This window comes from Klebsiella oxytoca (assembly GCF_009707385.1).
Taxonomy (GTDB): Bacteria; Pseudomonadota; Gammaproteobacteria; order Enterobacterales; family Enterobacteriaceae; genus Klebsiella; species Klebsiella oxytoca_C.
Genome location: NZ_CP046115.1, coordinates 990,041 through 1,010,332 on the forward strand (window position 1 = coordinate 990,041; position 20,292 = coordinate 1,010,332).

The following is a 20,292-nucleotide window of genomic DNA, read 5'->3' on the forward strand; positions in this document are numbered from 1 at the left end:
AACACTCCTTAATGGAAACTGTGTTCTTCGCCCGGATAAACGCCGGACTCCACTTCGGCAACATATTGCCGTACCGCGGCGCGCATGTCGCCCGCTGCGCTAAGGAAATTTTTGGCAAATTTTGGAATATGGCCGCCGGTAATCCCGAAGGCGTCGTGCATGACAAGGATTTGTCCATCGGTGACGTTGCCCGCGCCGATGCCGATCACCGGGATAGTTAATGCTTCGGTGACGCGTTTCGCCAGCTCAACCGGCACGCACTCCAGTACCAGCAGCTGTGCGCCAGCCGCTTCTAACGCCAGCGCATCATCAAGCAAAACCTGCCCGGCGTCGCCGCGGCCCTGAATTTTGTACCCGCCGAAGACGTTCACTGACTGAGGGGTCAGCCCCAGATGTCCACATACCGGAACCGCGCGCTCGGCAAGCATTTTCACGGTATCCGCCAGCCAGGCGCCGCCTTCGATTTTCACCATATTGGCTCCCGCGCGCATGACGATGGCGGCGTTCTCGAAGGTTTGTTCCGGGGTGGCGTAAGCCATAAACGGTAAATCGGCGAGCAGCAGGCAGTTGGGTGCGCCACGGCGCACGGCGCGAGTGTGATAGGCGATGTCTTCTACGGTCACCGGCAGGGTAGAGTCGTGTCCCTGTACCGTCATGCCCAGCGAGTCGCCAACCAGCATCACATTGATTCCTTCATCGGCAAACAGCTTAGCAAAGCTGTAGTCATAGGCGGTGATAGTGGCAAAGCGTTTCTTCTCCTGTTTACATTTCTGCAGCAGGGCGATCGTGGTCGGTTTCATAACGTTTCCTGATGATGAAAGTCATTTTAACCGGCATTCTAACAGCAGCATTCAGGGGGGCAATGGTTTTAGGCAACCGATTACCGCGATCGCCGTTATTGCGCAAAATGAAGGGGGGATTACCAGAAGGCGGGTTTATCTGCTTCGATATTTGCCAGAGCGGCGCGTAATGACAGACCGTCAGGAAAATGCAGCTCCGGAGCAATCTCAAACAGCGGCCACAGCATAAAACCGCGGTTTTTCATATCGTAGTGCGGCACGGTCAGGCGCGGAGTCGCTATCTCTTCATCGCCGAACAGCATGATGTCGAGATCCAGCGTGCGCGGCCCCCAGCGCTCGGCTTTACGCGTGCGGCCCTGCTGCAGTTCGATACGCTGAGTGTGGTCGAGCAGGTTTTCCGCAGTCAGGGTGGTTTCCAGCGCCACGGCGGCGTTGAGGTAGTCAGGCTGATCCTGCGGCCCCAGCGGCGGCGTGCGGTAAAAAGAAGAAACGCGAATCAGCCGGCTGTCAGGAATTTCCGCCAGCGCGTTTACGGCAGCGTTGACCTGTTCAAGCGGAGAGGCCAGATTGCTGCCGATGGCAATGTAGACGAGGGTCATGCGCTACCTTCACGGCGCGGCGCACGTTTGCGCGGACGGCGATGGCGACGTCGCGGAGCCGGATCGTCACCCAAATCATCAAGCATATCTTTCTGATCTGGCGGGGTGGCGACCTGGAATTCTCCCCACCATTTAGTCAGACGCTGCAGCTCACCGTTATTCTCGGCACCGGCGCGCAGCTCCAGCAAATCGTAGGCGGCGCGGAATTTGGGATGCTCCATCAGCTTCCACGCGCGTTTACCCTGACGGCGGGACATCCGCAGCTGAAGCTGCCAGATATCGCGTACCAGGGTGGTAATACGCTTCGGTATTGCCAGCGTACGGCAGGCTTCATCCAGCACGTCGTTCATCGCCAGCGCGAAGGCATCGTAGTAGGCCAGCCCGCTCTCCTGAGCGATTTTTTGCGCGGTCTCCAGCAGCGGGTACCAGAACATTACCGCGAACAGGAACGCCGGGTTAACGCGCATGTCGTTGCGAATGCGGTTGTCGGTATTCTTCAGCACCTGGCTGATGATGCGCTCCATCGGGCTATCGCCGCGCTCGGTAAAGTAGCGGGTGATGGTCGGGAACAGCGGCTGGAACAGGTTATATTCGCGCAGCAGTATATAGGTTTGATAACCGTCACCGGCCTGCAGCAGTTTCAATACTTCTTCAAACAGACGCGCCGGAGGCACATCGTGCAGCAGCGCCGCCAGGCGCGGAATCGGCTCGGCGGTCTCTTCGCTGATGCTCATGCTGAGCTTGGCCGCAAAACGCACCGCGCGCAGCATGCGCACCGGATCTTCACGATAGCGGGTTTCCGGATCGCCGATCAGGCGGATGACGCCGTCCTGCAAATCTTTCATGCCGCCGACATAATCGCGGACGGTGAAATCCGCCACGCTGTAATAAAGGCTGTTGATGGTGAAGTCGCGACGCTGGGCGTCTTCTTCAATCGAACCAAAGATGTTATCGCGCAGCAGCATGCCGTTCTGGCCGCGCTGGGAGGTGATACGATCGGTGGTATGGCCTTCGTGATGGCCGCGGAAGGTAGCGACTTCAATAATTTCCGGCCCGAACATTACGTGCGCCAGGCGGAAGCGACGGCCGACCAGGCGGCAGTTACGGAACAGCTTGCGCACCTGCTCTGGGGTCGCATTGGTGGTGACGTCAAAATCTTTGGGTTTTTTGCCCAGCAGCAGATCGCGCACGCCACCGCCGACCAGCCACGATTCGTAGCCCGCTTTGTTGAGTCTGTACATGACCTTGAGGGCATTTTCACTGATATCTTTGCGGGAAATTGCATGCTGCTCGCGCGGGATAACCGTCATATGTAGTTGTTCGACGGCGGCTTCTGCCTCGCGCTCTTCACGGCTTAGCACCTTACGGCAAAAATTAGCGACTCGGGTAAAAATGGTACACCTCTTAGTGTCAGACGGACTTCAGATCAAAATATACTGCGAAAAATAGCGGCTAATCATAGCTCAGCAGAACGCATTTGAGAATGCTGGATTTGCTCCGGCCGCCAGTTCGCTATCGCGTACTTGAGTAAATCCTCAATGCTCAGCGTCCGCCATTCCTGAATGACATCCTGATTAAGAAACGTTAGCGCCCGCACAATTTCCGGGCGCGGATCGCCTTCCGATAGGGCCGGAGCGTGGTTTTGTTTCGACAGTTTATTGCCCTGCGCGTTGAGGGCCAGCGGCAAATGGATATAGTCCGGCGCCTGCCAGCCAAAATGTTGATACAGCGAAATCTGCCGTACCGTCGGTTCGATCAGATCGGCGCCGCGGACGATTTCGCTGACCCCCTGAAAGTGATCGTCCACGACTACCGCCAGATTATAGGCGAACAGCCCATCGCGGCGGTGGATAATAAAGTCTTCACGCGCCAGCGGCTCGTCGGCAACGATAGTGCCGCGCAGCTGGTCGTAAAATTCGAGGACTGGACGCGTTTGCCGCAGGCGCAGAGCGGCGTTTTCCGCACCGAGATGTAAATCCCGGCAGTGGCCATCATAAATTCCGCCAATGCTGTGAATACGCGCGCGGGGGCAGGTGCAGTAGTAGCAGAGACCCTGTTCGTGCAGCCAGGCCAGGCGCTCGCGATAGGCTTCGTGGCGCTGAGACTGCCACAGCACCTCTCCGTCCCAGTGCAGGCCGTAGTGTTCTAACTGACGAAGAATGGTCTCAGCGGCGCCGGGAACTTCGCGCGGCGGATCGATATCTTCAATGCGCACGCGCCAGATACCCTTCTGCGCCCGAGCCTGCAGATAGCTGCCAAGCGCGGCAATCAATGAGCCGAAGTGGAGTTCACCGGAAGGAGAGGGGGCAAAGCGCCCGATGTAGCGTGAATCTTTCATGATATAAAGCATCAGGGCGGGAGAAAGCTCCCGCCAGAGATGTGCCAGCGAAGTGAATTAGCCTGCCATCTGTTTTTCGCGAATTTCCGCCAGCGTTTTGCAATCAATGCACAGGTCAGCGGTCGGACGCGCTTCCAGACGACGGATACCAATCTCGACGCCACAGGATTCACAGAAGCCGAAATCTTCGTCTTCGACTTTTTTCAGGGTTTTCTCGATCTTTTTGATCAGTTTACGTTCGCGGTCGCGGTTACGCAGTTCCAGGCTGAACTCTTCTTCCTGAGCGGCACGGTCTACCGGATCCGGGAAGTTAGCTGCTTCATCCTGCATATGCGTTACGGTGCGATCCACTTCATCCCTAAGTTGATTACGCCATGCTTCAAGAATGCGCTTGAAGTGCGCCAGCTGGGCTTCGTTCATATACTCTTCGCCCGGCTTCACTTGGTACGGCTCCACCCCAGCGATGGAGAGAATACTCAGGGACGATGTTTTACGGTTTTGCCCTTCTTGCATGTTGCTTCTCCTTAACACGCACTATCGATCCCCGTGTTGGGGGAAAAATCAGGCCGCTATAAATAGCAGATGCTTTTCCGGATAGCAATTATCTAAACGTTACACTTGACAACCCTGTGAGGAAAAGCGTATTTGCGCTCGCGACCCGAATACTATTTAGCCGTTCATTTACCGGGGGTTAACACCACGGTAATTGGCTTATTCAGAGTTATTTTCTCGGTAGAAAGTTCCGCCTTGTACGCGAGAATTTCCACCCCCTTGTTTTGTGCCTCAATCAATAACTGTGCGTATCTGGCATCAATATGATGCGCGGGTGAGAAACGGTCGATCGCCGAGTGTAGTACGGCGAACATGATTACCGCCCGGTCGCCCGCTGCCGCCACGCTCATCAGCTCCCGCAGGTGCTTCTGACCGCGTTCGGTAACCGCATCGGGGAAGTAACCGTACTCTTTTTCCGCCAACGTAACCGATTTCACTTCAATATAGCAGTTCTGTCGGTCATCCGCCTGTAACAGAATATCAATACGGCTGCTTTCATCTCCGTATTTCACTTCGCTTTTCAGCGTGTTATAGCCTAAAAGTTCGGGAATATTTCCTTGCAGAATCGCTTCTTTCGCCAACGTATTGGCCCGTAAAGTATTAACACAAATTATCGCGCCCTGTACGGTTTCAGTTAATTCCCAGGTATGGGCATATTTGCGCTTGGGATTATCTGAGGTGGAGTACCAGACGGTATCGCCCGGCGCGGCGCAGCCGGTCATCGCGCCGGTGTTGGGGCAGTGCAGGGTCAGCTCACGACCATCGGGGGTGATCACATCGGCGAGAAACCGTTTGTAACGTTTAATTAGGGTGGCGGACTGTAGCGGAGGAGTAAACAGCATCAGCTTTCCTTGTCAAAGGGGTAACGTTCCAGCGCCTTATAGCGGGTACGTCCGCGGCTAAAACTGGACTCGTAGAGTACAAACTCATTGACCGCGAACGCCCAGCTGAATCCGGGCGCTGGAATTGGCACCGCGTGGCGGGCATCGCGCAGCAGAGTGATATGCGGATGAAAAGGCTGCGGGTTCTGGTAGCAGCCGCTGCGGGCAGCCTGAGCGCGCAGCATATTTGCCAGTTGCAGAACCCCGCGCGGCGGCTGACGGGTGCCCAGCCACACCACTCGCGAACGCAGCCACTGTCCGGCATCATCAAGGGTCAGGGTAAAGCCCGGCTGGCGAATACGTCCCGCCATTGTCGACAGCGCCTGCTGTTTGTCCGCGCTCACGTCGCCAAGAAACGCCAGCGTCAGATGGAGATTATCTGCCGCCACCGGCCGACCCGCATCGTCGGGGAAGCTGGCGGCGCGCCAGTGAACGATCTGCCGCTGAACCTCTCCTGGAAGTGCAATGGCGAAAAACAGCCTTTTCGGCTCGGACATGATAGAGACTCGGTAATGAATTATCGGGATGCTACAATGCTTGCCCGCAAATGTTAACCTCCGGAGCGTTTTGTGTCCTTATTGCCGGTTGCCGCCGTCCTCCCTGAACTTCTCTCTGCCCTGCAGCATGCGCCGCAGGTTCTGCTTAACGCGCCAACCGGCGCCGGGAAATCTACCTGGCTGCCGCTGCAAATTCTTGCTCACGGTGAAAATAATGGGCGCATTATTCTGCTGGAGCCGCGGCGGCTGGCGGCGCGCAACGTCGCGCAACGGCTGGCGGAACAGCTGGGAGAGAAGCCCGGCGAGACCATAGGCTACCGTATGCGCGCCGATACCTGCGTCGGGCCGAATACGCGTCTCGAAGTGGTGACGGAAGGCATTTTGACGCGGATGATCCAGCGCGATCCGGAGCTGGGAGGAGTAGGCCTGGTGATCCTCGATGAATTCCACGAGCGCAGCCTGCAGGCGGATCTGGCGCTGGCGCTGCTGCTCGACGTACAGCAGGGGCTGCGCGACGATCTCAAGCTGCTGATTATGTCGGCAACCCTGGACAATGAACGCCTGCAGCGGCTGCTGCCGGAAGCGCCGGTGGTGGTTTCCGAAGGGCGAGCGTTTCCGGTTGAGCGGCGTTTTCTGCCGTTGCCGACCCATCAGCGCTTCGACGAGGCGGTAGCCATTGCCGCCGCGGAACTGCTGCGCAGCGAAACCGGCTCAATGCTGCTGTTTCTGCCCGGCGTTGGCGAGATTCAGCGGGTGCAGGAGCGGCTGGCAGAGCGGGTAGCGAACGATGTAGTTCTTTGCCCGCTGTACGGCGCTCTGCCGCTAAGCGAGCAGCGTAAGGCGATATTGCCGGCGCCTGACGGGATGCGCAAAGTGGTGCTGGCAACCAATATCGCCGAAACCAGTTTGACCATAGAGGGGATCCGTCTGGTGGTGGATAGCGCTCAGGAGCGGGTCGCGCGTTTTGATGCGCGCACCGGGCTAACCCGTCTGGTGACGCAACGTATCAGCCAGGCCTCAATGACCCAGCGTGCCGGACGCGCCGGGCGTCTGGAGCCGGGTATCTGCCTGCATCTGCTGGCGAAAGAGCAGGCCGAACGCGCGGCGGCGCAGGGCGATCCGGAAATCCTGCAAAGCGATCTGTCGGCGCTGCTGCTGGAGCTTTTGCAGTGGGGATGCCAGGACCCGGCTCAGCTTAGCTGGCTGGATCTGCCGCCTGCGGCCAACCTGGCGGCGGCTCGTCGTCTGCTCAGCGAACTCTCTGCACTGGAGGGAGAGCGGCTTTCGGCGCACGGGCGCAAAATGGCGGCTCTGGGCAACGATCCGCGGCTGGCGGCGATGCTGACCGCGACGGATGATGCCGATGACGCCGCAACGGCGGCTAAGCTGGCGGCGATCCTGGAAGAGCCGCCGCGCGGCGGCAATAGCGATCTCGGCGCGGCGTTTGCCCGACAGCAGACTAACTGGCAGCAGCGGGCGCAGCAGCTCATGAAAAGGCTGGCGGTCCGCGGCGGTCAGCCTGACGCCAACAGAATCGCGGCGCTGCTGGCTTCCGCTTTTGCCGACCGTATCGCCCATCGTCGCGGCCAGGAGGGGCGCTATCAGCTGGCTAATGGAATGGGGGCGATGCTCGACGCCGACGATGCGCTGGGCCGCCACGAGTGGCTGATCGCGCCGCTACTGTTGCAGGGGAGTGCGTCGCCGGATGCGCGGATCCTGCTGGCTTTACCGGTGGATATTAATGCGCTGATTGAGCGCTGTCCGATGCTGGCGCAGCGTTCCGATATCGTCGAGTGGGATGAGGCATTAGGGACGCTGAAGGCCTGGCGGCGCACCTGTATCGGACGGCTGGTGATTAAAACTCAACCGCTGGCGAAGCCGTCGGAAGAGGAGCTGCATCAGGCGATGCTCAACGGCATCCGCGAGAAGGGGCTGGGCGTGCTTAACTGGACGCCGGAGGCGGAGCAGCTGCGCCTGCGCCTGCACTGTGCGGCCCAGTGGCTGCCGGAGGAGGCGTGGCCAGCCGTTGATGAGGCATCGCTGCTGGCTTCGCTTGAGCAGTGGCTGTTACCGCAGATGACGGGCGTGCATTCGCTGCGCGCGCTGAAGGCGCTGGATGTGCGTCAGGCGCTGCAAAACTGGCTGCCGTGGCAGCTTCGCCAGAAGCTGGATAGCGAACTGCCCACCCACTATACGGTACCGACCGGTAGCCGCATCGCGATTCGTTATCACGCTGATAACCCTCCGGCGCTGGCGGTACGGATGCAGGAGATGTTTGGCGAGGCGACGACCCCGACTATTGCCCAGGGGCGGGTGCCGCTGGTGCTGGAGCTGCTGTCGCCGGCGCAGCGCCCGCTGCAGATCACCCGCGATTTAGGCGCGTTCTGGCAGGGGAGCTATCGCGAGGTACAAAAAGAGATGAAAGGGCGCTATCCCAAGCACGTTTGGCCGGACGATCCGGCAAACACAGCCCCAACCCGACGCACCAAAAAATATTCGTAACCGGAGAGTTCCCGGGTTGCGGCTTACCGCCTTATCCGGTCTACCAGACCAGCACGGTCCGTAGCCCTGCTAAGCGCAGCGCGAGCAGGGGATGTTTTAAACCTGGCCCCACAAAAATATCCCGCCGCCCGCCAGCGCCAGCCAGGGGCCGAAGGCCAGAGGTTGTTCGAGCGAACGACGGGTTACCAGCCGCTGCAGCAGCGTCCACATCAGGCCGCTGGCGGAAGCCAGCAGCAGCGTCTGCGGCAGCGCCTGCCAGCCGAGCCACGCGCCGAGCGCCGCCAGCAGTTTAAAATCGCCGTACCCCAGCGCCTCTGTAGCTGTCAGCAGACGAAATATCCAGTACACCGACCACAGCGACAAATACCCGGCCATTGCGCCGATGACCGATTCTGCCAGCGGTACAAAGGTATCGCTAAGGTTGAACAGCAGCCCGGCCCACAGCAGCGGGAGTGTCAGCCGATCGGGCAGCAGCTGCGTTTGCGCGTCGATGGCTGCAAGAATCAGTAGAACCGACAGCAGAAGTAAGCCGCCCAGCAGCGGTATGCCCGGTGGGAACAGGTATCCGATCAGCATAAACAGCGCGCCGCTCGCCAGCTCGATAAGCGGATAACGATGGGGAATCGGTAGCCCACAACAGCGTGAACGCCCCTTCAGCCACAGGAAGCTCAGCAGCGGAATATTGTCCCGCCAGGCGATAGGCTGGTGGCACTGCGGACAGAACGAAGCGGGAAAACAGAGATTCATTGCCTCCGTTTGTTCCATCATCAGCGGTAAACGGTGGATAACGACGTTAAAAAAGCTGCCGAACGCCAGGCCAAAAAGGAGTAAAAATCCGCTCCAGATAAGCGGATATTGCGCGGCGAACTCCGGCAACAGCGCGATGTTTTCTATCATTATTCTCTCCCCCCGGATAGCCACTGTCCTTGCCACTGCCACGGCGTACGCCCCTGCTCATCTTGACGGGCGTTTTGCGCGACCAGCAGCGTGAGCAGCGCTGGAGTCGCCTGACGGGCTTGCAGCGTGCCGTTGAACCTGTAGCGGCCATCGGGTGCGATAGACCCCTGTCCGACGAGGCTAAGCTGATGAGAGTCCTGGGTCAGGGCGATAGCCAGCGCGCCCGGCGGGGTACAGCTTAATTTGCCTTTTACCTGCGCCAGTTCAAGCGTACCTGCCGGGGAGCTGAGCGCCGCATCCTGCCATAGCACATTGCTCCCGGCTAACTGCTGGCAGCCGTTGGCGTTAAAGCTGGCCTCCGGTAGCGTCAGCACCACCTGACCGCTGGCTTCCAGGGGTACTCCGAGCGCTAACCGCTGGCTGATAAAACGGGCCGGAACCGTCAGGCGCCCCTCGCGTACCACAAATTCGTTCAGACCGTGCAGCCAGGCCTGGCCGCGCAGCCCGGACGGGTCGTTAAAACGGATATGCCAGCCGGGAAGCCAGGACGAGAAACCAAACTCCCAGCGTAAATGGTCTATCTCAACGCCACGCCAGCTGGCATGCCGGGCTCCCCCTTGCCACAGCGTACCCGACGTTTGCGCCAGCCGTACGCCTTCCGGCAGCGCCAGGGTTAGCAGTCGCGCCGGAGCGCTAAGCAGTAGCCAGAAGAGATAGACCGTCACAAGCAGCAGGCCAATAGTGAGCTTATTTTTCATCGCTACGCTCCAGCACCAGCGTATTGATGGTGACCCAGCCGGGCTGCTGCGTAACGGCGGCCACCGCCAGCGTAGCGGTAGTCATCCTCGCCTGGCCCAGCGCGTCCAGCCATGCCATCAGCGCCTGGAAATCGGCGGGCTGCACGCTGAGGCTCAGGCGGGAACCCTGCGCCTGCAGGCGAACGATAGTGATACCGTGGCGTGCGGCCTCGCGCATAATGAGTGTGGATGGTTCCCCCGGCGCGGCAGGTGGCCGCTGATTATGAAGCTGCCGCAGAAGGGGAGTCTGCTGGCGCATCCACTGCAGGCTGGCCTGCTCTCTGGCCAGCGTTTGCCGCCACTGCGCTTCGCGATTTTGCCAGGGCTGCCAGAGCGCGTACCAGGACAGGCCGATAAGCAACATCGCACCCATTACCAGCAGCAGACGCCGTTCGCGGCGCGTACGCTGTTGCCATAAGGCGAGCAGATTATGCATCGTTGCCCTCCAGCGTCAGACGACCCTCAATACCGTCGGCGCGCGGCTTCATCTCGCCGGTCTGCACGCGAAACCCCGCTCGTGCGCGATTGCTGAACTGCTCCAGAGCCTGTGTTGAAACGGCGGATATCTCCAGCTGCAGCGTGTTGCGTGCGCCGTCAAAACTCAGGGAGCGCAGGCGGATTCCCGGCGTTTCGGTGATGATTTGCTGCACGGCGCCGAGCCGAGAGATTAGCGCCGGTTGCCTCCCCGAGCTTTCCAGCTTGCGCAGATGCTGCTGCATCTGCAGGCGCGGGTTGACGATGTTTTTTTCGCTTTTGAACCACTGGCGATAAAAGTCACGGCTGGCCTGCACGGCGGCGTCGGCCTGCTGTTCCAGCATGAGATGATCGTGGAGGCGATTACCGCTCCACAGCAGCATCAGCGCCAGCGCCCCGGCGATTGCCGGGCGCCAGCGTCGTGGCGTCGGCTGCCGGCGGCGTTTAGCGGCAAAATCGCCCTGGCGTAAGCAGATTCTGCGCGCATCGGGATTGGCCGCCGCCAGCGCCAGCAGATCCTGCTCCGGGAGAGGCTGCCACGGCGCGGCAATATCCGGCGGCGGCGAGTAGCAGGCGATGGGCGCAACGTTGGGCCAGTGGGCCAGCAGTTCGTCGAGCCATGCGCTTTCCACCGCCATTCCGTTCCAGGTAGCGCAGCGAAACAGCCACTGCTCGCCGCAGCGTACGGCGCTCCAGCCGGTGGGATTCGGCGGCAGCGCAAGAACATCCGGCGTCAGAGCCAGCACGTTGAGCCCAAGCCTCTCGCACCAGGCCTGCCAGGCACGCATTTTTTGCCGCCCGACCACCGCCACGGCGCAGTTGGTTTTTTCCTGATGGAGCAGGGCAAAGTGGCACTCTTCCACCTCCGTCGCCAGCTGTTCTTCGAGTAAAAATGCCAGCGCCTGCTGCGGTTTTCTGCGCGCTCCGGCGGGCAGAGTGGCGTGATGAAATGCGCAGTCGCTGGCGGGCACCAGCACCCATGCCGGATAGCGCTGCGCCAGCAGGCTGAGCGTCTGCTCGCCATCATCAGGATGCCATTCTCCGGCCTGCGCCGCCTCGCCCGGCGCGACCAGCCGCCATACCGCCGTGTCGGCGTCGGAGTTGAGGCGAATAATCAGCACGGCGGCGGAAGAGGTATGGTGGTTATTCATCGGCTACCCAGTAGATTCCGTAGCGCCGCTGGACGACGCTGAAGGTTCGCCCCTGCTTTTGCAGGAGGCTACGTTGCTGATAGCGGGCGTTGCCCATCACCACGCTGAACGTGGCGATAAAACGCTCGCTGTGAACCGCCAGCCCCGGGCGTGCGGCGGCGGTATCGGTTTTTTGTAATATCGGCTGCGACAGGAAGGCGGCGACGCTGCTCCAGCCGGTAGCCGCGCGGGTTTGTACTAGCTGCCGGGCTTCAGAGACGGTGAGTTCTGTCGGGAACAGCGCCGCCAGCAGCGCGGCCTGAGCGGGCTGTAGGGTATTGACGTTCACCTGCAGCGCATCGTCCGGAAGCGCGCAGACAAACGGCAGCAGGCGCTGATAGAGCGCAGCGTCCATCCCGGCCAGCAGGCGCAGTTCGCTGACGTCCTGCAGCGGCTGATTACCGGTCAGATAGCCGGGTGATTGCGCCATATAGACTTCGTCCTCCGCGCCGTTCAGCAGCGGCTGGCGATCGCTGTCGACCCAGTCGCGCAGGGCGGCGGTCAGCTGTAAAGCACGCAGCGGCTCGCTGCCGAGATTTTCCAGCAGCCGGGTAAACACCTGCGCGGGATAAGGCATTTCGGCGCTTTCATCGCCGTTGCGCTGGTTAATCGCGTTGAGGTTGAAGCAGGCCTGGGCATCGCTAATGGTGGCGTAAATCTCGCCGTCATTAACCGTAAAGCGGCGTCCCTGCTGGGCCCAGTTCTGCGCCAGATGGGTCTTGTTCGGCGAGTCGAGCGCATCGCGTTGCAGCAGCGCCGCTGCCATAGTTTCCGCCCCCAGCGCGTACCATTTGGCCTGCAGATTATCGAGGGTGGTGGCGGTTTGCTGGTACATCCGCGCGCTGCGCTCGGTCATGGCGCTCGCCAGCACCATCATCAGAGCGAGGATCAGCAGCACCATCAGCAGGGCGACGCCGCGCTGGCGGGTGTTCATTGGCTGCCTCCCGGCGTCAGCAGAAACAGCCGACGGATCTCGCCGATCTGTTCCAGCGTCAGGGTCACTTCCAGCCCCTGCGGCAGCGTCTGCGGCTGCTGCCATTCGTCCTGCCAGCGGCCGCTGGCGTAAAAGCGCAGGCGGAACGCATGAACGCCGCGCAGCACCACGTTTACCGTGGGCTGGCTGCCGGGCAGTGGGTCCTGCTGGTCGTAGCTCAGGCGTTCCAGCTGGTTGCCGCGTAGACGGTAGCTAACGTTCTGAATTTCCGAACGCGGCAGGAGCCCCAAAGGATTGGGCCAGCCGTTACGGCTAAAGGCGATCGCCCCGTCGTCGCTGCCGAGCTGGAAGCGCCCGGCAAAAAACAGGCTCGTGCTGTCGCGGCTGCGGCGGGGAATGATTTGGCTAAAGTCCGCCGCCATTTGGCTGAACGTTTGCTGTAGCGCCTGCATGCGCTCGCTTTTATCACGGGTGAGCGTATCGGTGCGCATGACGTTTTGCAGTACCGTTATGGCAGCGACGCTAAGCGCCGCGAGGATCGCCAGCGCCAGCAGCATTTCGATAAGGGTGAAGCCACGCGAGCGCTGATTCATGGCTGCGTCACGTAGGTGCGTAGCGAAGAGACCGGCATCTTGTCGCTTTTGGCATGGCGGACTTCGACGTCCAGCGCCCGCAGCTGCGGCAGGTCGGTCTCCACGCCATGCCAGCGAATATGCCAGCTGACGCCCGCCGCCTGCACCGTGGTTTCCGACCAGCCCAGCGCGGGCCAGCGGTTTTCCAGCTTAAGCTGTACCAGCTGATTATCCGCCAGCCAACTGGCCAGGGTTTTTTCCTCCATTCGTCCCAGCTGGCGGGTTTGCTGGAGCGTGGCCTGCATTATCGCCAGCCCGGCGAGGGCGAATACCACCAGCGCCACCATCACTTCAATCAGCGTCATACCGGACTGCTTTTTCATGGCGCCTCCTGCGTTGCAGCCAGGCTTTCGCCGCGCGCATCAAAAGCGATACCCGGCTTATCGCCGATACTGAGCTGGAACGGCGTCATTTCGCCGCCGGGGAAAATCAGCACATCGGGATTGTTGCCAGGCGTCCAGACCTCGCCCTGCGGAAAAGTAAGACGCAGCTGGTCACCGACAACCTGGCCAGAGGAGGCGACGCGTCCGGCGCGCAGCGGCAGCCAGCGATAGCCGTTCCAGTCGTTGCTGGCGGGGGGCGGATCGCTGCTTTCTCGGGCCTGTAATACCATAAACTGCCAGCCGTCGGGATGTACCGAGACGCCAAAAAACTGGCCGGTTTGCAGCCCTCGCTGCTGGATAAAGCGCAGCTGTGCCTCAAAGCGCGCCAGCGTTTGCGCCGCGCTATCGTCACGCGAAGCCGGGAAAGCCAGCATCACCATGCCCGCGCTGACGCCCATCAGCAGCAAAATGAGCATCATCTCCAGTAGCGTAAAGCCGCGCTGGCGCACTATTTCTTCCCGAGAGTCCAGTTGCCGATATCGTCATTGCTCTCCGGCACGCCGTCCGGCCCGAGGCTGAAAATATCCACCTGTCCGTGCTGGCCGGGGCTCAGTAACTGATAATCGTTGCCCCAGGGATCCTGCGGCAGACGGCGAATATAGCCGCCTTCAGGATAGTTGCGCGGGTGCGGCTCGGCCGATGGCGCGCTGACCAGCGCCTGCAGCCCTTGTTCGGTGGTGGGATAGCGGCTGTTGTCCAGTTTGTACATGTCCAGCGCCCCTTCAAGCGCCACAAGGTCGCTGACCACTTTTTGCCGGTCGGCCTTTTCTTTGTTGCCCATCAGGTTGGGCACCACCAGGCTGGCGAGCACGCCGAGGATAACAATCACCACCATGATTTCCAGTAAGGTGAATCCGCGCTGTCGTTGCATATTTTTCTCCATTAGAACAATTACATACTCATCAGGGTATTGAGCTGCAGTATCGGTTGCAGGATGGCGAGGACGATAAACAGCACCATGCCGGCCATCGCCACCACCAGCAGGGGTTCAAACAGGCTGAGGGCCAGCTGAATTTGCGCGCTGAGATCCCGGTCCTGGTTATCCGCCGCGCGCTCCAGCATGCCGTTGAGCTCGCCGCTCTGCTCGCCGCTGGCGACCATGTAGCGCATCATCGGCGGGAAAAGCTGGGTCATTTCAAGGGCGCGATGCAGGCTGACGCCTTCGCGTACCGCGTCGCTGGCGGCTTCCAGCTGGCGCTTCGCCCAGGCGTTGCTTAATACTTCCGCGCTGATGCGCATCGCCAGCAGCAGCGGAACGGCGCTGGCGTTGAGAATGCTCAGGGTGCGGGCGTAGCGGGCGCTGTTAACGCTGCGCGCGACCCGGCCAATCAGCGGCAGGCGCAGCAGCAGCCTGTGCCAGGCCAGCCGCTTTGCCGGTTGTCGCAGGAGGTAGCGCAGTAGCAGGACGACGAGCAGGGTTGTCAGCAGCAGCAACGGGCCGGCGGCGCGCAGCAGATCGCTCATCGCCATCAGCAGACGGGTGGAAAACGGCAGCGCCTGCTTGAGGTGAATAAACTGATCGACGACCTTCGGCACTACCGTTGAGAGCAGAATCACAATCACGCTGACGGCAACAAAAGTCAGCACGATGGGGTAAATCATCGCCTGCAGCAGCCGGGCGCGAAGCTGCTGGCGCTGCTCGGTGTAGTCCGCCAGCCGGTTCAGTACGCCATCGAGGTGGCCGGAAGCTTCTCCGGCGGCGACCATCGCGCAGTAGAGCTCGTCGAAGCAGCCCGGGTAGCCGCGCATCGCTTCCGCCAGCGAATGGCCTTCCAGCACTTTGCCGCGCACGCCGGCAATCAGGGTTTTCAGCTGTGGTTTCTCACACTGCTGGGCCACCGCGTCGAGCGCTTTTTCCAGCGGGATGGCGGCGGCGACCAGCGTCGCCAGCTGGCGGGTAATGAGGGCGAGATCGCGGGCGTTAGTGCGGCGGGTAAAGCGCCGTCGTCCGCCGCCGCCGTTGTCCGCCGGATCGATTTCCAGCGCCAGCCAGCCCTTTTCTCGCAGCAGCTGGCGCGCGTGACGGGCGGAGTCCGCCTGCTGGACGCCGCGCCGGGGTTTACCGTTTTCGTCGAGGGCCTGAAAGCGAAACTGCGCCATCTCAGGAGGCCTCCGCGATCTGCTGTTCGGTGACCCGCAGCACCTCTTGCCAGCTGGTGATCCCCGCCAGTACCTTCTCGCGTCCGGCGTGGCGCAGGGTCATATAGTCCGCTCCCAGCTGTTGGATCAGCGTCACCTCGTTTTCGCCGCGGTGGATAGCCATGCGCACGCGGTCGTCCACCAGCAGCAGTTCGTGAATGCCGGTGCGTCCGCGATAGCCGGTAAAGCCGCATTCGGCGCAGCCCCGGGGCTGCCAGAGCGCCGTGCCGGGGGCGATATTCATTTGACGGGCGGTGTCAGCATTGGCCGGTTCCTGCTGGCGGCAGTGCGGGCAGAGCTGGCGTACCAGCCGCTGCGACATCACCGCCAGTAGCGAGGTGGAGAGCAGAAAAGGCTCGACGCCCATATCCTGCAGGCGCGAGATAGCGCCCAGCGCGCTGTTGGTATGCAGCGTTGAGAGCACCAGGTGGCCGGTTAGCGAGGCCTGAACGGCGATCTGCGCCGTCTCACCGTCGCGGATTTCTCCCACCAGCACCACGTCAGGGTCCTGGCGCAAAATGGCGCGCAGCCCGCGGGCAAAGGTCATATCGACTTTGGCGTTCACCTGGGTTTGACCGATGCCCTCCAGCTCGTATTCGATTGGGTCCTCAATGGTCATAATGTTGCGTTCGCGGGCGTCGAGGCGGCTCAGCGCGGCGTAGAGGGTAGTGCTTTTTCCCGAGCCGGTCGGCCCGGTGACCAGCACAATGCCGTGCGGGCGGGCGATTAGCCCATCCACCTGCTGAAGCAGGGCGGGCGACATCCCGAGGGTCAGCAGGTCGAGATTAACGCTGTTTTTATCGAGCAGACGCAGCACCACGCGTTCGCCGTAGCTCGACGGCAGGGTGGAGACGCGTACATCGACGGCGCGTCCGCCAATGCGCAGCGCCATACGCCCGTCCTGAGGAATGCGCTTTTCGGCGATGTCGAGGCTTGCCATTACCTTAATGCGCGAGATCAGCAGCGCGGCGAGGCGACGCTGGGGACGCAGGATTTCGCGCAGTACGCCGTCGACGCGAAAGCGAATTTGCAGGTGGCGTTCATAGGTTTCGATATGAATATCCGACGCTTTTTCTTTGATCGCTTCGGTGAGCATGGCGTTTATCAGGCGAATAATCGGCGCGTCGTCTTCGCTATCCAGCAGGTCGTCGGTGTCCGGCAGCTCTTCGGCAAGGGTATATAAGTCCAGCTCGTTGCCGATATCGGCCATCATGCGCCGGGCTTCGACGGAGTCGCGCTGATAGCTCAGCACCAGCAGCTTTTCGAACGCCTCTTCTTCCAGCCTTTCGAGGCTGAACGGCATCGCGGCTACCCGGCGGGCTTCCAGCAGCACCTGCGGCGCGGTGGCGGCGAGGCAGAAAACCTCGCAGCTTGCGCCGTTGCTCAGCAACATCACGTTGTGCGCGCGGGCGTAGCTAAAGGGGAGCAGCGGGCGTCGTTCAGCGGCGGGCGTCATAGATTCCCTCCCAGGTTGAACGCGTCGATAGCGGCGCTCACCTGGCGGAACGCGGCGGTATCCTGGCGCGGATAGATCTCCAGCAGATCGTTGCTCAGCATCGCGTCGTTGCTCTCTTTACCGCGCTGTTTGCTCTGGGCGTCGTTAAAGGCGGTGTACTGACCGGATGAGGCCTGACGGTATTCGTCGCGGTCGCGGATCACCGTCGGGCGGATAAACAGCATCAGATTACGTTTGGAAACCTTTTTGCTGGTGGAGCGGAATAGCGCGCCGATTACCGGAATATCGCCGAGCAGCGGCACTTTATCGGCGGTGTCGGAAACGCTTTTATCCAGCAGGCCGCCGACGACCACCGTTTCGCCGCTGCCGACCAGCACCGCGTTATTGACCGTGCGGGTGTTGAAGGTCGCGCCGAGATCCGAACTGGTGCTGGAGGCGGCGTCCGCTACGCTCGATACTTCTTGCTCTATCTCCAGCAGCACCGAATCGCCTTCGTTGATTTGCGGCTTTACTTTCAGCTTGATGCCGACGGTTTTGCGTTCGACGGTATTGAAGATGTTATCGCCGGAGGTGGTTTGCGAACCGGTGAGTACCGGGACTTCCTGGCCGACGTTAAAGGTGGCTTCCATGTTGTCGAGAGTAACGATGCTCGGGGTGGCCAAAATGTCGTTCTTGGTGCTGCTGGAGAGAGCGGTTAAAAGCATCGCCCAGTTACCCTGATAGAACCCGGCGGCAATGCCGTTAAAGGAGCTTAAGGCGCTGGCCAGCGAGCTGCTGACGGTACCGTCTTTGTTGTACTGGTTGGCTCCGGCGATGGCCGTGGAGATCGGCAGGCCGCTATTGGTGAACTGGGTCATGCCGGCGTTTTTATTGGCCCACTGGATGCCGAGGTTAAGGCCGTCAGCGTCCTGTACTTCGGCGATGATCGCCTCCACCAGCACCTGCGGGCGGCGGATATCCAGCTGCTCGATTACCCGTTCAAGATCGTTCATCACGTCCGGGGCAGCGGTGACAATCAGGGCGTTGGTCTGGCCGTGGGCTTTGATAATGATATTTTTATCCAGCGCCGCCACCGGCTTCGCGGCCTGCTTTTCGCTCTGAATCGTGCTGCTGATTCCGGTCAGTACCTCCACCAGATCGGAAGCTTTGGCGTATTTCAGGTAGATAACCTTGGTATTGCCCTGCGTTGCCTGCTGGCGGTCGAGCTGCTTGATCATGGCGATGATCCGCTGGCGAGAGTTGGGCTCGCCGCTGACCAGCACCGCGTTGGTGCGCTCATCGGCCACTACGTTGGCCACCATTGAGCCGGGCAGCGCCGATTTACTGGTGTCTTTGTTGAGTTCGGTCACCAGCTTGACGACATCGGCGGCGGAGGCCCAGGACAGCGGAACGGTCACCACGCTGCGGTCTCCGGCGTTATCGACGCGCTCAACAATGGTCAGCAGGCGTTTAATCACCGCCGCGCGACCGGTCATCAGCAGAACGTTGGAAGGCTCATAGTGCACCACGCTGCCCGCGCCGGCGTTATCGTTGAGCTGGCGCAGCAGCGGCGCCAGATCGCGGGCGGCGACGTTGGTCAGCGGCACTACCCGGGTGACCACTTCATCGCCGATACCCGGCGCGGCATCGCTCGCTACCGGCACCGCGGCGGTTTTTGCATCCTTTGAACGCACCACTTTCAGCACGCCGTTATTCATATTAATTACGGCGAAACCGTAGACATCGAGGACGCTGAGGAAGAATTGATAATATTGCTCTTCATTGAGCATATCGTAGCTGCGCACGGTAATTGTACCGCGCACGCTGGGATCGATAATGACCGTTTTATTCAGGTTTTTACTGACCGTATTGATAAATTCCTGAATATCGGTTCCCTTGAAGCTGGCGGAGAACTCTTCCGCCGAGGCTGGTTGGAATAACAGCGTGGCGAATATCAGCAGCGTCAGGGAAAATGAGCGGATAACGGTGGTGATGATCAATTATTCATCCCTCAGGGCTAGATAAATATCGTGTTTCTGGCCGTCGCGTTCAACGGTAAGGGTTATTTCAGTTAATTCCTGAAGCTGTTCTAATGCCTGCCGGGCTTGTTCCTGATCGCGTAAATCCAGACCGTTGAGGGCAGTCGCCAGATCGTTTTCCTGAAGCCCCGCCTGGCGAAATAACGCCGGATCTTTGCCGGGATTCAGGCGATATCCGCTGAGTTTGTTATTGTCCATGACCGGCGAAATATTGAGGTAGTGAAGAATATTTTGCGGTTGCCGGCGTAACTCATGCGCCAGCTGGCGGGTTGGCGGCGTTGCGCTATTTTTTACGGCGCCGGGCTCATCGTTAAACAGCGGGATAGCCTCATTTCTGCCGCGATAATTGACTATCAGACGGTCGGGGAAAATAGCGACGATTTTAGCTTCTCCCCCCGGCGTGCTATCGCCAATTCCCAGGCTAACTTGTTGATTACCTTTTACCATGATGGCAATAGCGCGGGATGGGTCGGTGCTGGCAAGCAGGCCGGTAATGCGTAGCTTCAGGGCTGAAATGGGGGCCTGCTGAAGGTTATTGGCGCTGACGGGCGCGGCGGTTTTCTCTGCGATGCCAAACAAGGTAAAGCGCGGAAGCTCCGCTTTAGATGGAATGTCTGGAGATGTTGTCAGAGTGATATTGGTCGATGCGGTGTCCGTAAAGTTTACCGGGAGAATTATTTTCCACGTTAATTGCGCAAGCTGCTGGCAGATAAAAAATAATATGATGGAGGTCACAATATGCGGCGCGTAATTAATTATTTTTTTATTTGATATTGTTAATCTCATCACGGAATTATGCATTTTCATTCCTTTGCTCATTCTATTTTCCCTCAGCAAAAGGTACTGCCCTGCCGATATTGGTAGGGCTTTTTTTATTTTGAGCGTGCTTATTGTGGGGATCTGTGTAGGTCGCTGCGAATCATAATGAGTTTCGCTATTGCGGTCGTCATTCCCTTTTTCTTTTTTCTCCCCCGGCCGCCTACGCCCCCAGAGGATGAGTGAATGGATGATTGAACCGAAGAGAGCAAGAATATCTAATTATCGACGCTTTAAAGATATGCCTGTTATTTTTTTCATGGTGCTGTAAGGCGCTCTGAATAATTTCGTGCATAGATCACTTCATATAATTAATCAGCATATACCCTAAATAATTCGAGTTGCAGGAAGGTAGCAACTTGAAGTATGACGGGTATTAAAGGGACT

Annotated in this window: 21 protein-coding genes; 1 reads left to right on the forward strand and 20 read right to left on the reverse strand. The window is 59.9% G+C overall.

What is annotated here, in order from left to right; genetic code table 11:
• Positions 1–8: 8 nt before the first annotated feature.
• The 7 genes from panB to thpR form a co-directional block, all read right to left on the reverse strand.
• Complete coding sequence (panB, locus tag GJ746_RS04630) at positions 9–800, reverse strand: 3-methyl-2-oxobutanoate hydroxymethyltransferase (protein WP_154679137.1); 792 nt, start codon at positions 798–800, stop codon at positions 9–11.
• A gap of 119 nt (positions 801–919) precedes the next feature.
• The gene (gene folK, locus GJ746_RS04635; RefSeq protein WP_154679138.1) at positions 920–1,399 is read right to left on the reverse strand and encodes a 2-amino-4-hydroxy-6-hydroxymethyldihydropteridine diphosphokinase; all 480 of its coding nucleotides are present in this window, start codon (positions 1,397–1,399) and stop codon (positions 920–922) included.
• Positions 1,396–2,793 (reverse strand): polynucleotide adenylyltransferase PcnB, encoded by a 1,398-nt coding sequence (gene pcnB, locus GJ746_RS04640; protein ID WP_154679139.1) that lies wholly within the window; start codon positions 2,791–2,793, stop codon positions 1,396–1,398. The genes folK and pcnB overlap by 4 nt, the downstream gene beginning before the upstream one ends.
• Before the next feature lie 62 nt (positions 2,794–2,855).
• A complete protein-coding gene (gene gluQRS, locus GJ746_RS04645; protein WP_154679140.1) occupies positions 2,856–3,737 on the reverse strand; it encodes a tRNA glutamyl-Q(34) synthetase GluQRS in 882 nt (293 codons plus the stop codon).
• Positions 3,738–3,794: 57 nt separating this feature from the next.
• Positions 3,795–4,250: an RNA polymerase-binding protein DksA gene (dksA, locus tag GJ746_RS04650; RefSeq protein ID WP_004098689.1), complete on the reverse strand. Its 456-nt coding sequence runs from the start codon at positions 4,248–4,250 to the stop codon at positions 3,795–3,797.
• 164 nt (positions 4,251–4,414) lie between these two features.
• Positions 4,415–5,131, reverse strand: coding sequence for a DNA/RNA nuclease SfsA (sfsA, locus tag GJ746_RS04655; protein ID WP_154679141.1), 717 nt, complete (start codon positions 5,129–5,131; stop codon positions 4,415–4,417).
• Positions 5,131–5,667 (reverse strand): RNA 2',3'-cyclic phosphodiesterase, encoded by a 537-nt coding sequence (gene thpR, locus GJ746_RS04660; RefSeq protein WP_154679142.1) that lies wholly within the window; start codon positions 5,665–5,667, stop codon positions 5,131–5,133. The genes sfsA and thpR overlap by 1 nt, the downstream gene beginning before the upstream one ends.
• A gap of 72 nt (positions 5,668–5,739) precedes the next feature.
• Here thpR and hrpB point away from each other — a divergent pair, with 72 nt between their 5' ends.
• Entirely contained in the window at positions 5,740–8,169 is a 2,430-nt protein-coding gene (hrpB, locus tag GJ746_RS04665; protein ID WP_154679143.1) for an ATP-dependent helicase HrpB, read from the forward strand.
• A gap of 96 nt (positions 8,170–8,265) precedes the next feature.
• Here hrpB and GJ746_RS04670 read toward each other — a convergent pair whose 3' ends face one another.
• The 13 genes from GJ746_RS04670 to gspC are packed head-to-tail and all read right to left on the reverse strand — an operon-like array spanning position 8,266 to position 19,890.
• Positions 8,266–9,066, reverse strand: coding sequence for a prepilin peptidase (locus tag GJ746_RS04670; RefSeq protein WP_154679144.1), 801 nt, complete (start codon positions 9,064–9,066; stop codon positions 8,266–8,268).
• Positions 9,066–9,824 carry a type II secretion system protein N gene (locus GJ746_RS04675; RefSeq protein ID WP_154679145.1) on the reverse strand — a complete coding sequence of 253 codons (759 nt, stop codon included), beginning with the start codon at positions 9,822–9,824 and terminating at the stop codon, positions 9,066–9,068. Before GJ746_RS04675 ends, GJ746_RS04670 begins: the two co-directional genes overlap by 1 nt.
• A complete protein-coding gene (locus tag GJ746_RS04680; protein ID WP_154679146.1) occupies positions 9,814–10,299 on the reverse strand; it encodes a type II secretion system protein M in 486 nt (161 codons plus the stop codon). Before GJ746_RS04680 ends, GJ746_RS04675 begins: the two co-directional genes overlap by 11 nt.
• Positions 10,292–11,488: a type II secretion system protein GspL gene (gspL, locus tag GJ746_RS04685; protein WP_154679147.1), complete on the reverse strand. Its 1,197-nt coding sequence runs from the start codon at positions 11,486–11,488 to the stop codon at positions 10,292–10,294. The genes GJ746_RS04680 and gspL overlap by 8 nt, the downstream gene beginning before the upstream one ends.
• Complete coding sequence (gene gspK, locus GJ746_RS04690; protein WP_154679148.1) at positions 11,481–12,461, reverse strand: type II secretion system minor pseudopilin GspK; 981 nt, start codon at positions 12,459–12,461, stop codon at positions 11,481–11,483. Before gspK ends, gspL begins: the two co-directional genes overlap by 8 nt.
• Positions 12,458–13,054 (reverse strand): type II secretion system minor pseudopilin GspJ, encoded by a 597-nt coding sequence (gene gspJ, locus GJ746_RS04695; protein WP_154679149.1) that lies wholly within the window; start codon positions 13,052–13,054, stop codon positions 12,458–12,460. The genes gspK and gspJ overlap by 4 nt, the downstream gene beginning before the upstream one ends.
• On the reverse strand, positions 13,051–13,416 hold the full coding sequence (gene gspI / locus GJ746_RS04700) for a type II secretion system minor pseudopilin GspI (protein ID WP_154679150.1): 366 nt from the start codon (positions 13,414–13,416) through the stop codon (positions 13,051–13,053). Before gspI ends, gspJ begins: the two co-directional genes overlap by 4 nt.
• On the reverse strand, positions 13,413–13,925 hold the full coding sequence (gspH, locus tag GJ746_RS04705; RefSeq protein WP_154679151.1) for a type II secretion system minor pseudopilin GspH: 513 nt from the start codon (positions 13,923–13,925) through the stop codon (positions 13,413–13,415). Before gspH ends, gspI begins: the two co-directional genes overlap by 4 nt.
• Positions 13,925–14,347 (reverse strand): type II secretion system major pseudopilin GspG, encoded by a 423-nt coding sequence (gene gspG, locus GJ746_RS04710; protein WP_154679152.1) that lies wholly within the window; start codon positions 14,345–14,347, stop codon positions 13,925–13,927. The genes gspH and gspG overlap by 1 nt, the downstream gene beginning before the upstream one ends.
• Positions 14,348–14,367: 20 nt before the next feature.
• Positions 14,368–15,576, reverse strand: a complete 1,209-nt coding sequence (gene gspF, locus GJ746_RS04715) for a type II secretion system inner membrane protein GspF (protein WP_154679153.1) — start codon at positions 15,574–15,576, stop codon at positions 14,368–14,370.
• Position 15,577: 1 nt separating this feature from the next.
• Positions 15,578–17,071 carry a type II secretion system ATPase GspE gene (gspE, locus tag GJ746_RS04720; RefSeq protein ID WP_154679154.1) on the reverse strand — a complete coding sequence of 498 codons (1,494 nt, stop codon included), beginning with the start codon at positions 17,069–17,071 and terminating at the stop codon, positions 15,578–15,580.
• The gene (pulD, locus tag GJ746_RS04725) at positions 17,068–19,050 is read right to left on the reverse strand and encodes a GspD family T2SS secretin variant PulD (protein ID WP_154679155.1); all 1,983 of its coding nucleotides are present in this window, start codon (positions 19,048–19,050) and stop codon (positions 17,068–17,070) included. The genes gspE and pulD overlap by 4 nt, the downstream gene beginning before the upstream one ends.
• Positions 19,051–19,890, reverse strand: coding sequence for a type II secretion system protein GspC (gspC, locus tag GJ746_RS04730; protein ID WP_154682643.1), 840 nt, complete (start codon positions 19,888–19,890; stop codon positions 19,051–19,053).
• Positions 19,891–20,292: the final 402 nt, after the last annotated feature.

What these genes read in the sequence shown, in the direction of transcription:
- gspC (WP_154682643.1), bottom strand. Translation starts at nt 19,890, where the DNA reads ATGCATAATTCCGTGATGAGATTAACAATATCAAATAAAAAAATAATT.
- thpR (WP_154679142.1), bottom strand. Translation starts at nt 5,667, where the DNA reads ATGTCCGAGCCGAAAAGGCTGTTTTTCGCCATTGCACTTCCAGGAGAG.
- panB (WP_154679137.1), bottom strand. Translation starts at nt 800, where the DNA reads ATGAAACCGACCACGATCGCCCTGCTGCAGAAATGTAAACAGGAGAAG.
- gspF (WP_154679153.1), bottom strand. Translation starts at nt 15,576, where the DNA reads ATGGCGCAGTTTCGCTTTCAGGCCCTCGACGAAAACGGTAAACCCCGG.
- gspJ (WP_154679149.1), bottom strand. Translation starts at nt 13,054, where the DNA reads ATGAATCAGCGCTCGCGTGGCTTCACCCTTATCGAAATGCTGCTGGCG.
- GJ746_RS04680 (WP_154679146.1), bottom strand. Translation starts at nt 10,299, where the DNA reads ATGCATAATCTGCTCGCCTTATGGCAACAGCGTACGCGCCGCGAACGG.
- gspG (WP_154679152.1), bottom strand. Translation starts at nt 14,347, where the DNA reads ATGCAACGACAGCGCGGATTCACCTTACTGGAAATCATGGTGGTGATT.
- GJ746_RS04675 (WP_154679145.1), bottom strand. Translation starts at nt 9,824, where the DNA reads ATGAAAAATAAGCTCACTATTGGCCTGCTGCTTGTGACGGTCTATCTC.
- gspI (WP_154679150.1), bottom strand. Translation starts at nt 13,416, where the DNA reads ATGAAAAAGCAGTCCGGTATGACGCTGATTGAAGTGATGGTGGCGCTG.
- gspK (WP_154679148.1), bottom strand. Translation starts at nt 12,461, where the DNA reads ATGAACACCCGCCAGCGCGGCGTCGCCCTGCTGATGGTGCTGCTGATC.
- gspE (WP_154679154.1), bottom strand. Translation starts at nt 17,071, where the DNA reads ATGACGCCCGCCGCTGAACGACGCCCGCTGCTCCCCTTTAGCTACGCC.
- folK (WP_154679138.1), bottom strand. Translation starts at nt 1,399, where the DNA reads ATGACCCTCGTCTACATTGCCATCGGCAGCAATCTGGCCTCTCCGCTT.
- gluQRS (WP_154679140.1), bottom strand. Translation starts at nt 3,737, where the DNA reads ATGAAAGATTCACGCTACATCGGGCGCTTTGCCCCCTCTCCTTCCGGT.
- gspL (WP_154679147.1), bottom strand. Translation starts at nt 11,488, where the DNA reads ATGAATAACCACCATACCTCTTCCGCCGCCGTGCTGATTATTCGCCTC.
- sfsA (WP_154679141.1), bottom strand. Translation starts at nt 5,131, where the DNA reads ATGCTGTTTACTCCTCCGCTACAGTCCGCCACCCTAATTAAACGTTAC.
- GJ746_RS04670 (WP_154679144.1), bottom strand. Translation starts at nt 9,066, where the DNA reads ATGATAGAAAACATCGCGCTGTTGCCGGAGTTCGCCGCGCAATATCCG.
- dksA (WP_004098689.1), bottom strand. Translation starts at nt 4,250, where the DNA reads ATGCAAGAAGGGCAAAACCGTAAAACATCGTCCCTGAGTATTCTCTCC.